Consider the following 12513-nt stretch of genomic DNA (forward strand, 5'->3'; position numbering starts at 1 on the left):
AAGCGGCATGCTGTTTTCCTCCTGCAAGAGCGTTGCCCCATGGTATATTTCGGCATCAGTTTTCCCCTTATCGACACGGTGCACGCAAACAACATTCTTTCCTTGCTGGACGCCGAGCATAGTGCGCTGGGCAGCATCGCGGCAGGCGCCGACCTGGCCCATGCACTGGAACACTTGTTGCTGGCGCTGCAAGACCTGGCCGAGGGCGGCGCGCACGCCTGCCTCGTGCTCATCGACGAGGCCGACCGCTTTTGCGGCTTGTCCGCGCCCAGCCTGCCGCAAGACCTGTGCCTGGCCCTGCGCCACGGCGGCGACCAGCCGTCCCCGTTCGGCACGGCCGCCTTTTCCGGCGCGCCCGTATATTGCGGCGACATCACGCGCGACGTGCACTGGAGCGCGGGACGCAAGGAAGCCATGCTGCACGGCTACCGCGCCTGCTGGGTCGCTCCCGTCTTCGGCGCCAAGGGCCATATCCTGGGCGTGCTGGGCCTGTTTTTCCAGGCGCCATGCCATCCCACCCAGCCCGAGATCGAATTGCTGGCGCTGGCCGCGCGCGTGGCCGCGCATGTGATTGAGCGGGGCCAGCTGGAAAAAGCGCTGCACGACAGCCGCGAACACTTCCATTACGCCATCGAGCTGAACACGCAAGTGCTGTGGACGGCCGACCTCGACGGCAAGCTCGACTATGTGGCGCAGCGCTGGCGCGACTGGACGGGAGGCAGCGGCCTCGCTACCAGCTGGCTCGATGCCATCCATCCCGAGGACGTGCCCCGTACACTGGCGGCGTGGAGCGAAGCGGTGGGCAGCGGCCAGCCGCTGGACCAGGAAATGCGCGTGCGCCAGCAGGACGGCCGCTACCGCTGGGTGCATTCGCGCGCCTACTGCCGGCTCGACGAGCGGGGGCAGCCCGTGAAATGGTACGGTTCCTGCGAGGATATCGACGAACACTGGCAGGCGCGCAACGCCTTGCTCGACAGCGAAGCGCAGTTCCGTTCGCTGGCCTCGACCATGCCCAACCAGGCCTGGCTGGCGCATGGCAGCGGCGCCACCTACTGGGTCAACCAACAGGTGTGCGAATACACGGGGCAATCGATGAAGTCGCTCGTGTCCACCGGTTTTCGCCAGTGCGTGCACCCGGACGACGTGCAGGCCACGCAAAAAAGCTGGGAGCGGGCCGTCGCCACCGCCAGCGCCTACGAACACGAGTTCCGCATGCGCCGCGCCAGCGACGGCGCCTACCGCTGGTTCCTGGCGCGCGCCTTGCCCCTGTTCGACGAGGCAGGCACGGTGCTGCGCTGGGTGGGCACGAATACGGACGTGCAGGAACAGAAGAACGTGCTGGAAAAGATGGCCTACCTGAATTCCTCGCTGGAAGTGGAAATGGCCAACCGCACGGCCGACCGCGACCGCATGTGGCGGCTGTCGACCGACATCATGCTGGTGGCGGACCTGGCCGGCATGATCATCGCCGTCAATCCCGCCTGGAGCAAGATCCTCGACCGGCCGGAAATCGAATCGCTGGGCATGGACTTCATCAGCCTTGTGCATCCCGACGACCGCATGGCGGCCTTGAAGGACCTGTCGCGCCTGGCCCACGGCGCGCCCACCTTGCGCATGGAAAACCGCTACCGCCGGCGCGATGGCGGCTACCGCTGGATTTCCTGGACGGCCGTGCCGGCGCAAAAGCTGATCCACGCCATCGGCCGCGACGTCACGGACGAGAAGGAGGCGCGGCTGGCGCTGGTGCGCAGCGAGCAAGCCTTGCTGCAGGCGCAGAAGCTGGAATCGATCGGCAAGCTGACGGGCGGCGTGGCCCACGATTTCAACAATGTGCTGCAAATCATTTCCGGCAATCTGCAACTGCTGAAACTGACGGTGTCCGACAATCCGCAGGCGGCCAGGCGCCTCGATTCGGCGGCCTCGGCCGTCGAACGGGGCGCCAAGCTGTCGTCGCAACTGCTGGCCTTTGCGCGGCGTCAACCGTTGAAGCCGCTGGTGACGGACCTGGGCCGGCTGCTGCGCCGCATGCATGAGCTGATCCGCCGCGCCCTGGGCGAAGCGATTGCCGAGGAAACCTTCATCAGCGAAGGCTTGTGGCATACCCTGGTCGACCCGAACCAGATGGAAAACGTGCTGTTGAACATGGCCATCAACGCGCGCGACGCGATGGAGAAGGGCGGCCGGCTCACGTTTACCTTGAGTAATGTCACGCTCGATGCCGCCTACGCCAGCCTGCATGCCGATGTGCTGGAAGGGCAATACGTGCTGCTGACCATCACGGACACGGGCCATGGCATGGAGCGCGACGTGATCGACCAGATTTTCGAGCCCTTCTTTACCACCAAGCGCGAAGGCGAGGGCACGGGCCTGGGCCTGTCCATGGCCTACGGCTTCATCCGCCAGAGCGCGGGCCATATCAAGGTGCACAGCGCGCCCGGCGCCGGCACGACCTTCAAGATATATCTGCCGCGCTCGCTGGAAAAGCTGGCCGAACCGCCGCCGGGCCTGACGGGCCCCGTGCTGGGCGGCGGCGAGACCATCCTCGTGGTGGAAGACGATGCTCCGGTGCAACACACGGTGGTCGACATGCTGCGCGGCCTCGGCTACGACGTGCTGCATGCGGACGACGGCGCCTCGGCGCTGGCCCTGCTGGGCACGGGCGTGGCTATCGACCTGCTGTTTACGGACGTCGTCATGCCGGGTCCCGTCAGCAGCAAGGAGCTGGCGCAGCAGGCGAAATTGCTGCTGCCCGAGCTGGCCGTGCTGTTTACGTCAGGCTATACGCACAACGCCATCATGCAGGGCGGGCGGCTGGACCCGGGTGTCGAGCTGTTGAGCAAGCCCTACCAGCGCGAAGACCTGGCGCGGCGCCTGCGCCACCTGCTGGCCGACCGCCGCCTGGTGGGCGCGCCCGACCCGTCCGGGCGGCGCATCCTGCTGGTGGAAGACAACGACGATGCGCGCGAAATGACCACGGAAATGCTCAATATGCTGGGCCACACCGTGCATGGCGTGGCCAGCGCGGAAGCGGCCATGCCGCTCCTGGCCATGCCGGGCCTGGACGTGCTGGTGACGGACATCAGCCTGCCCACCATGTCCGGCCTGGAACTGGCGCGCCATGCGCGCGCGCACTGGCCGCAGCTGGAGGTGGTGTTTGCTTCCGGGCACGACTGGGGCGCCAGCCTGATGCAGGACGCCAGCGCGCGTTTCCTGCGCAAGCCGTTCGGCCTGGAAGAACTGGCCGGCGCACTGAAGGCGCGCCGGCTCGACGTCTACTGATTTGGCGGCAGCAAGGCCCGCTGCAATTGCTCGACGGTAAATGGTTTCACCAGAAAGCGCGCCTGCGGGTCCAGCACGCCGGAATTGGCGGGGGAGTGGCCCGTGGAAAACACCACTTCCAGCTGCGGCTGTTCGCGCGCCGCCCGTGCGGCCAGCTCGGCGCCCGACATCCGCGGCAGGCTGATATCGGTCAGCAGCAGTTCCAGTCCCGGCGTAGCCAGCAGGGGCAAGGCTTCCTCTGCCGTGCCCACGGCCAGCACCGTGTGTCCCAGCATGGCCAGCAGATCGCCCGTCATGGCGCGCGCATCGCTATTGTCTTCCACCAGCAGGATATGCCTGCCCTCCGGCCGCGCCGGAGCGGCCTGCGGCGCCAGTTGCTCGCGGTACTGGTGCAGGGCTGTCACGTGCTGGCGGTTGGCCAGCAGGTGGCGGATGCGCCGCGCCAGGTCTTCGCGCCGGTAGGGCTTGCTCAACAGTTCCACGCCCGGTTCCAGCCGGCCGCCCTGCATGATGGCGTCCTGCGTGTAGCCCGAAGTGAACAGCACGGCCAGCTTCGGCAGCAGCACGCGGGCCTGGCGCGCCAGTTCCGTGCTGGCCACCTTGCCCGGCATCACCACGTCCGTAAACAGCAGGTCGATGGGCACGCCGCTGCCGACGATGGCCAGCGCGCTTTCGCCATCGCTGGCGCGCAGCACGGCGTAGCCGAGGCCGCGCAGCATGTCGACCACCGTCGTCTGCACCTGCACGTCGTCTTCCACGACGAGGATGGTTTCCTTGCCGCCCAGCACGGGGCCGCCCAGTTGCAGCGGCAGTTCCGTTTCCGCTTCGAGCGAGCGCGGCAGGTAGATGCGGAAGGTGCTGCCATGGCCGGGCACGCTGTCCACCGTCAGGTGGCCGCCGCTCTGGCGCAGGAAGCCGTACGCCATGCTCAAACCGAGTCCCGTGCCTTCGCCTTCGCTTTTGGTCGTGAAGAACGGTTCGAAAATCTTGTCCAGCAGCTCGGTGGGAATGCCCGTGCCGGTATCCGAGACGGCCAGCTGCACGTAGTCGCCGGGCGTGACGTCCGCATGGCGGGCCGCGTAGGCACTGTCCAGCACGCTGTTGCCCAGTTCGATGGTCAGCTGGCCCTGGCCGGCCATGGCGTCGCGCGCGTTGATGGCCAGGTTGAGGATGACGTTTTCCAGCTGGTGCGGGTCGACCAGGGCGCGCCAGCAATCGTCGGCCAGCAGCAAGCGCGTCTCGATGCTTTCGCCTGTGGCGCGCCGCAGCAGGTCTTCCGTGGCGCGCAGCAGCTGCGCCAGGTCCGTTACCAGCGGTTTTAACGGTTGACGCCGCGCAAAAGCCAGCAGCTGCGCCGACAGCTTGGCGCCCCGTTCCACGGCGGCCGAGGCGCTGGCGATGCGCTTGGCGGCCAGCGGGTCGTCGTCCAGGCCCAGCTGCAGCAACTGCAGATTGCCGGAGATAATTTGCAGGACATTATTGAAATCATGGGCCACGCCGCCCGTCAGCTTGCCCAGCGCTTCGAGCTTTTGCGATTGCAGCAGCGCCATTTCGCTGTGGCGCAAGGATTCCTGCATGCTGCGCAAGGTGCTTTCCGCTTCCTTTTCCAGCGTGACGTGGCGCCCGGTGGCGAACACCAGGTCGCCTTCGCTTGCGGCCACCCACGACAGCCAGCGGTGGCCGCCCTCGCGGTGCCGGTAGCGGTTTTCAAAGCTGGGGATGGATTCCTTGCTTACCTGCAACAAGGCCTGGCGCGTGGCGGCGGCATCCTCGGGCAGCACGAAGTCGAACAGGCTGCGGCCCAGCATTTCCTCGGGCAGCCAGCCCAGGATGGCGCTGGCGGCGGGGTTGACGGCGGCAAAGCAGCCGTCGGCATCGATGGCCACCATCAGGTCTTGCGCGCTGCGCCACAGCCGCTCGCGCTCGCTGTTGCGCGCGGCCAGTTCCGCTTCCAGCTTCTTTTCCACGGTGATGTCGCGCGCGCTGCAATACACCTTCTCGCCCTCGGGCACGGCCACCCACGACAGCCAGTGCCAGCCGCCCAGCTTGTGGCGGTAGCGGTTTTCGAAACGCAGCGCCGGCTGGCCCTGGTTGGCCGCTTCCCAGGCCGCATGCGTGCGCGGCAAGTCTTCGGGATGGATCAGTTCCAGGAAGCGCGTCGTGCGGATTTCCTCCGCCGACCAGCCCAGGGTGGCTTGCCAGGCGGGGTTCGAGTGCTCGAAATAGCCGTCCAGGTTGAGCACGCCCAGCAAATCGGGGCTGACGTTCCAGGTGCGGCCGAATTCGCGCGTGCGCTCGGCCACCTGCGTTTCCATGCTGGCACTGAGGGCGCGCAGCCGTGCTTCCGCCTGCGCCCGCAAAATGGTCGACCAGACCCGTTCCGACACTTGCACGGCCAGTTCGATCTCGTCCGCATGCCATAGCCGCGCCGCGCGGCTGTGCACGACGAACAGGGCCGCCAGTCGCCCCTCCTTGGCAATGGGAATGTTCAGGAAGGCGCGGATGCCCAGGCGCGCGAACGTGGACAGCGCGGCCGGCATGGCCGTGCGCGGGTCGCTCGCCACATCGCTGACGGCAAGCGCCTGGCCGGCCGCCAGCGCCTCGGCCAGGCGGGCCGCATAATCGCCGAGGAAATATTCGCCGGCGGCACCGGGCGCCAGGCCGTCGCTCCACGCATGCTGCAGGGTAGGGCATTGCAGGGTCTGGTCGATATCGAAACAGGCCACTTGCTGGGCGCCCAGGCGCTGTCCCAGCAGCTGCGCCGACAGGGAAAGGATGTCGCCCGTGTCTTGCAGCAGCCGCAGCCGGCGTTCCAGCTGCAACAGAAAGGCGACGGCGCTGGCGCCGGTCTGGCTGCTGGAGGCGGGTGTGCTGCTCATGGGGGTCTCAGCTGCCGGCCAGCGGCAGGGTGACGCTGAACAGGGCGCCATTGCCGGGCTGGCTTTGCAGGGTGATGGCGCCGCCATGCGCATCGACCAGCTGCTTGGTGATGAACAGGCCCAGGCCCAGGCCGCCCGTGCGGTCCTGGTGCATGACGCGCTCGAAGGCGTCGAAGATGCGTTCCTGGTCGCGCGCGTTGATGCCGATGCCATGGTCGCGCACTTCGATGACGGCGCTGTTCTGCGTGTGCGCCAGGCTGATCTCCACGGGCTGGCCCTGGCCGTAGCGCACGGCGTTGCTGATCAGGTTGACAACGATCTGCTCGACGCGGAAGGCATCCCAGTAACCGTGGATGGCTTCGAAGGCCAGCACTTCCAGCACGCTGCCCGTGGCGGCCGCACACGGCGCCAGGTCGTCGGCCACGCGGCGCACCAGGCTGGTCAGGTCGACGGCTTCGCGGCGGATCGACAGCTTGCCGCTGGTGATGCGCGAGACGTCGAGCATGTCATCGATCAGGCGTACCATGCTGCGGATTTGCCGCCCGTCGCGCGCCACCATCTTGCCCAGTTTTTCCGGCTCGAAGGCGGCCAGGTTGCCCCGTTCGAGGTTGACGGTGCGCATCTGCGTCTCGAGGAACAGCGTATTGAGCGGCGTGCGCAGTTCGTGCGCCACCATGGACATGAATTCGTCGCGCAGGCGCAGCGAACGCTGCAGCTCTGCCTGCGTGGCGCGTAATTCTTTCAATAACGCTTCCTGTTGCTGGCGGCTGTGCTCGAGCGCCTGCACCTGGCGCCGCGTCTCGCTGCGCTGCTGGTGCAGGGCAACAAAAACGTTGACCTTGCTTTGCACGGCATTGATGTCGAGCGGCTTGTGCAGGAAATCGACGGCGCCGCTTTCATAGCCCTGGAAGGCGAAATTCATTTCCTTGCCGGCCGCCGTGACGAAGACGATGGGGATGTGGCGCGTCTTTTCCGTGCCGCGCATCAATTGCGCCAGCTCAAAGCCATCCATTTCCGGCATTTGCACGTCGAGGATGGCCAGCGCGAAATCGTGCTCCAGCAGCAGGGCCAGCGCTTCCTCGCCCGAGGAGGCCTGGTAGACGCTGCGGTCGCTCTCGCGGATCAGCGCATTGAGCGCGCGCAAGTTTTCCGGCAAGTCGTCGACGATCAGCAGTTTGGTGCTTGTTTCATTCATCATGTTTCATTCCTGGCATGTGCCGTCCAGCGTAATGGGAAGCGGCGTGCGACGGCGCACGCTTGCGGTAGAGCTTTTCGGGGCCCGGCAAGGGTTCGAAGTCGGCGGCAAAGCGCGTGAAATGCGTGCTTTCCTTGCTGCCCAGGCCCAGGAAACCCCGGTGGCACAGTGAATCGTGGAACAGGCCCAGGGCCCGTTCCTGCAAGGTTTTATTGAAGTAAATCAGCACGTTACGGCAGCAAATCAATTGCGTTTCGATAAAAACGCTGTCCGTGGACAGGCTGTGGTCGGCAAAGTTGATCCTGTCGAGCAAGTGCTGCTGGAAACGCGCCGTGGCATGTTCGACCGTGTAGTACTCGGCCAGCTGGCCCAGGCCGCCCGCGGCCAGGTAATTGTCGCCGTAGTCGGCCATGCGGTGCAGTGGGTATACGCCGCGCGCGGCCGTGGCCAGCGCTTGCGGATTGATGTCGGTGGCGTAGATCGTGCTGCGTTCAAGCAAGCCTTCCTCGTGCAGCATGATGGCCAGCGACAGCGCTTCTTCGCCCGTGCAGCAGCCGGCCACCCAGATGGTCGGCGACGGGTAGGTTTTCAGCACGGGCACGACGTGTTCGCGCAGGGCGAGGAAAAACGCCGGGTCGCGGAACATTTGCGTGACGGGCACGGTCAAAATCTGCAGCAGCTTGCCAAAGGCGGTCGCGTCGTCCAGCACCAACTGCTGCAAGGCGGGCAGGTCGGCGCAGTGGAAGCGCTCCAGCGCCTGGTTCAGGCGCCGGCGTTGCGAGGGCAAAGAGTAGTCGCGAAAATCATAGCTGTAGCGCTGATAGATTGCTTCCATCAGCGCGTGCAGTTGCGCGTCCGTGGTGCGCAGGGACATCAGTATCGCTCCATCACATGCGTTCCATCTTCGGCATCCACACGCGCAGCAGCGAATACAGGCGGTCCAGGTCGATCGGCTTGGCCAGGTAGTCGGAGGCGCCCGCCTGCAGGCATTCTTCCTGGTCATTCTTCATGGCCTTGGCCGTAATCGCAATGATGGGCAGCTTGTTGTAGCGGCCATCGGCGCGGATCAGGCGCGTCGCTTCCAGGCCATCCATGCCCGGCATCATGACATCCATCAACACCAGGTCGATATCGTCCACGCTGTTGAGCTTGCTGATGGCTTCGAAGCCGTTGCGGCCGATTTCCACCACCACGCCTTTCTGTTCCAGCGCATTCGTCAGGGCAAAGATGTTGCGCACGTCGTCGTCCACCAGCAAAATCTTGCGCCCTTCGAACACGCGTTCGCGGCTGCGCACCTGCTGCAGCATGCCCTGGCGCTCGCTCGACAGTTCCGACTCCACCTTGTGCAGGAAGAGGGTGACTTCGTCAAGCAGGCGCTCGGGCGAACGGGCGCCCTTGATGATGATCGAGCGCGAATACTTCATCAGATCCGCCTCTTCCTCGCGGCTCAGGTTGCGGCCCGTGTAGACGATGACGGGCGGGAACGAGCACAGCTCTTCATGCTCCATGCGTTCGAGCAATTCGTTGCCCTGGATATCAGGCAGCTTCAAGTCGATGATCATGCAGTCGAAAATCTGTGTCTTCAGCAGTTCCAGCGCCTGTTCGCCCAGCGCCACGGCCGTGATTTCCACGTCGTCGTCGCTGATCAGGTGCACCACGCTTTCGCGCTGGCGTTCGTCGTCCTCGACCAGCAGGATGCGCTTCATCTGCTGCGTGAATTTTGATTCGAGCTTGCGGAACACTTCCTTCAGCTGTTCGCGCGTGCGCGGCTTGGTGGCGTAGCCGATGGCGCCCAGCTGCATGGCTTCCTGGATCTGGTCGTTGCCGGAGACGATGTGCACGGGAATGTGGCGCGTCAGCGGGTTTTCCTTCAATTGCTGCAAGACCAGCAAGCCCGGGCGGTCCGGCAAGCCCATGTCGAGCAGGATGGCGTCGGGCAGGAATTCTTCCGCCAGGCGCAAGCCTTCATCGGCGCCGTGCGCCACCAGGCAGCGGTACTGCATTTCATGCGCGAGGTCGAACAGGATGCCGGCAAACGACGGTTCATCCTCGATCACCAGCACGGAACGCTGGCCCGTCTTGACGGCGGGCACACTGTCGCGGTCATCCTGGAAGGTGGGCAGCGGCACGGGCTTGGCGGCGGGCGCCGCCTTCGGCGCGGCGGCGGTTTTTGCGGGCGCTTGCGGTGCGGCGGCGGGCGCGCTTGCTGTTTCCACCGCCCGTTCCGGCATCATGGCCGGCAGCATCAATGTAAACGTGCTGCCGTGGCCCGGCGTGCTGGCCAGCTCGATGCTGCCGCCCAGCAAGGCGGCCAGGTCGCGCGAGATGGACAGGCCCAGGCCCGTGCCGCCATAGCGGCGGCTGGTGGTGCCGTCCGCCTGGTGGAAGGCGTCGAAAATCTTGTGCTGCTGGTCGTCGGCGATGCCGATGCCCGAATCCTGCACCTGGAAGCGCACCTGGCCGGCCGCATCGGCGCTCACGTGCAGCGACACGGTGCCCGCATCCGTAAACTTGATGGCGTTCGACAGCAGGTTCTTCAGGATTTGCTCGAGGCGCTGGCGGTCGCTGACGAAGGACGGCGGCGTGTCCGGCGCCACCTTGACGTCAAATACCAGTTTCTTTTGCTGCGCCTGGGCGCCGAACAGCATCTTCATGCTGCTGAGCAGCTCGTCGAAGGGCACGGCGTCCGGCGTCAATTCCAGCTTGCCCGCCTCGACCTTGGAAATGTCGAGGATATCGTTGATGAGGGTCAACAAGTCGTTGCCGGCCGAATAAATGGTTTGCGCAAACGTCACTTGTTCCGGCGTCAGGTTGCCGCTGCTGTTGTCTGACAGCAGCTTCGACAGGATCAGCGAGCTGTTCAGCGGAGTGCGCAGCTCATGCGACATGTTCGCCAGGAATTCGGATTTGTAGCGGCTGGCCCGCTGCAGCTCGTCCGCGCGCGCTTCCAGCTGGGCGTGCGCCTCGACGATGGCCATGTTTTTCTGGTCCAGCGACAGCGCCTGCACGGCCAGCTGCTCGTTCGACTGCTCCAGCGCCGCCTTTTGCTCTTCCAGGTGGGCTTGCGACTGTTCCAGCACGCGCGACTGCTCGCCCAGCTCTTCATTGGCCGTGCGCAATTCTTCCTGCTGCACTTCCAGCTCTTCGTTCAGTTGCTGGGTTTCTTCCAGCACGTTTTGCAGGCGCTGGCGGTACAGGGCCGCTTCCAGCGAGGTGCCGATATTCGCGCCAATCAGGTTCAGCCATTCCTTGGCGCGGGCGCTGACGGGATGCGTAAAGCCCAGTTCGATGACGCCGTTGACGACGCCTTCATTGTTGACGGGCACCAAAACCAGTTCCAGCGGCGCGCCGCTGCCCAGGCTCGACGTCACGGTCAGATAATTCTCGGGCACTTGCTGCACATGCTTGAGGCGCTTTTCGCGCGCCGTCTCGCCCACCAGGCCTTCGCCCAGCTTGAACACCTGTTTTTCCTTCACGCCCTGTTCGTTGAAGCCGTACACGGCCGTGCGGCGCAGGCTGCCGTCTTCATCGACGACGTACAGGGTGGCCACGGCCACTTCCAGCCGGTGGGCGAGGAAATCGAGCACGTGCCGTCCCAGCTGCGGCAGGCCCAGCTGGCCGCTCGTGTGGGCCGCCAGCTCCGTCTGTCCCGTGCGCAGCCACGCCTGTTCCTGCAGCACGTCGTTGTCCTTGCTCCGCTGTTCCAGCGCTTCATTGTAGATGTCGGACAGGCGCAGCAGTTCGCGCCGGCCCAGATAGGCAAGCAAGCCCGACATGCCCAGGCTGAGGACGAGGAATACCGCCACGGCCAGCATGGTGCGGCCCTCGGCCGTGTCGGCCCGTTCCTGGCGCAGCCGTTGCTCCATGGACAGGAAAGTGAGGAATTCGCGGCGGATTTCATCGAATTCCAGCTTGCCTTCTCCCTGGCGCACGCGCGCGAGGAATTCCTGGTTATTGCGGCGCTGGCCGATCACGGCTTCCGCGTACTCCATCCACTGGCCTTGCAGCGCGCGGATGCGGCGCAAGCGGTCCACCTGGATGGGGCTGTCGGACACGAGTTCGAGCAGGGTGCTCATTTCCACGGCGATCTTTGCCTTGCCCGACTTATATGGCGCCAAAAACGTTTCATCGCCCGTCAGCAGGTAGCCGCGCATGCCTGTTTCCAGGTCGACGGACAGCTTCATGACTTCGTTGGCGTTGCCGATCACCCGTTCGGAATGCTCGACCGAGCGCAGGGCCGACAGCAGGTAGGCGATCAGGCCGACAAACACGAGGGCGGTGACGACCCCGATGACCAGCGGCAAGGTGACGTTGCGGGCGAGGATGCGGCGAAAGCTGAAGGAATCGATCGGGGTCTTGGTATTCATCATGTCCGTGTAAGGCTGTCGCGAAAAAATCAATTTTAATTGAAATGCAAGTTTTCTGGTGGTCAAGCATAGCGTGCGCTAGCATAACAGCCTTGCGCTCAATTGCCGACTTGCAAGCCTGTGCAAAGCGCGGCAACGCACAGAGCAAAGTAGCGAAAAAATCAAGCTTGCCACGATTGAGGCAGATCAACGAGATTAGCGGTTCGCATCCTAAGATGCAGGAGGTGGCGGCGTCCCTGCGGACGGCCGCCGTGTGCAAACCAGCCTTTGCAGGAGGACATCATGGCTAATCAATTGATCCGTCGCGATACGCAAAACCCGCTGGCACGTTTCGACCCGTTCAGCGACATGGAAGAATTCATGCATGACTTTTTTGCGCCCGCCTTGCGCCTGCGCGAAGGGGGTACATCGCGCATGCGCGTCGACATTTCTGAAACCGAGCAAGCCTACCAGGTGCAGGCGGACATTCCTGGCGTCAACAAGGACGATATCAAGGTCTCCATCGACGGCAACCGCGTCTCCATCAGTGCCGAACTCAAGGATGAAAGAGTGACGCGCGACGGCGGCGGCAAGACCGTGCGCAGCGAACGTGAGTACGGCCAGCACTACCGCAGTTTCGTGCTGCCGCACGAGGTGGACGAGGCCGGTGCGCAGGCCCGCTACGAAAACGGCGTGCTGCTGCTGGACTTGCCGAAGAAAGAGGGCACGGGCGGGCGGCAGCTGGCGATACAGTAAGCCTGGCCAAGGCCCGGACATGAAAAAACGCCGGACGGTGCCGGCGTTTTTTCAGTGC

The 12513-nt window shown here is 64.7% G+C and carries 6 protein-coding genes; 2 read left to right on the top strand and 4 right to left on the bottom strand.

Annotated features, from left to right (window positions below; all coding sequences use genetic code 11):
- The first annotated feature begins 39 nt into the window (after nucleotides 1–39).
- Nucleotides 40–3279: a PAS domain-containing protein gene (locus AC07X6_RS16820; protein WP_494791696.1), complete on the top strand. Its 3240-nt coding sequence runs from the start codon at nucleotides 40–42 to the stop codon at nucleotides 3277–3279.
- On the opposite strand, the gene AC07X6_RS16825 is transcribed toward AC07X6_RS16820, so the two are convergent.
- The 4 genes from AC07X6_RS16825 to AC07X6_RS16840 are packed head-to-tail and all read right to left on the bottom strand — an operon-like array spanning nucleotide 3273 to nucleotide 11720.
- Nucleotides 3273–6158, bottom strand: a complete 2886-nt coding sequence (locus AC07X6_RS16825) for a hybrid sensor histidine kinase/response regulator (RefSeq protein WP_494791697.1) — start codon at nucleotides 6156–6158, stop codon at nucleotides 3273–3275. The genes AC07X6_RS16820 and AC07X6_RS16825 overlap by 7 nt on opposite strands.
- A gap of 7 nt (nucleotides 6159–6165) precedes the next feature.
- Nucleotides 6166–7356, bottom strand: coding sequence for a hybrid sensor histidine kinase/response regulator (locus AC07X6_RS16830; RefSeq protein ID WP_494791698.1), 1191 nt, complete (start codon nucleotides 7354–7356; stop codon nucleotides 6166–6168).
- Complete coding sequence (locus AC07X6_RS16835) at nucleotides 7346–8227, bottom strand: CheR family methyltransferase (RefSeq protein WP_494791699.1); 882 nt, start codon at nucleotides 8225–8227, stop codon at nucleotides 7346–7348. Before AC07X6_RS16835 ends, AC07X6_RS16830 begins: the two co-directional genes overlap by 11 nt.
- A 13-nt stretch (nucleotides 8228–8240) precedes the next feature.
- Nucleotides 8241–11720, bottom strand: coding sequence for a response regulator (locus AC07X6_RS16840; RefSeq protein WP_494791700.1), 3480 nt, complete (start codon nucleotides 11718–11720; stop codon nucleotides 8241–8243).
- A 282-nt stretch (nucleotides 11721–12002) separates the two neighbouring features.
- Here AC07X6_RS16840 and AC07X6_RS16845 point away from each other — a divergent pair, with 282 nt between their 5' ends.
- Nucleotides 12003–12455 carry an Hsp20/alpha crystallin family protein gene (locus AC07X6_RS16845; protein ID WP_230537638.1) on the top strand — a complete coding sequence of 151 codons (453 nt, stop codon included), beginning with the start codon at nucleotides 12003–12005 and terminating at the stop codon, nucleotides 12453–12455.
- The last annotated feature ends 58 nt before the right edge of the window (nucleotides 12456–12513 follow it).

Source organism: Janthinobacterium sp. GW460-12-1-14-LB5, assembly GCF_059423585.1.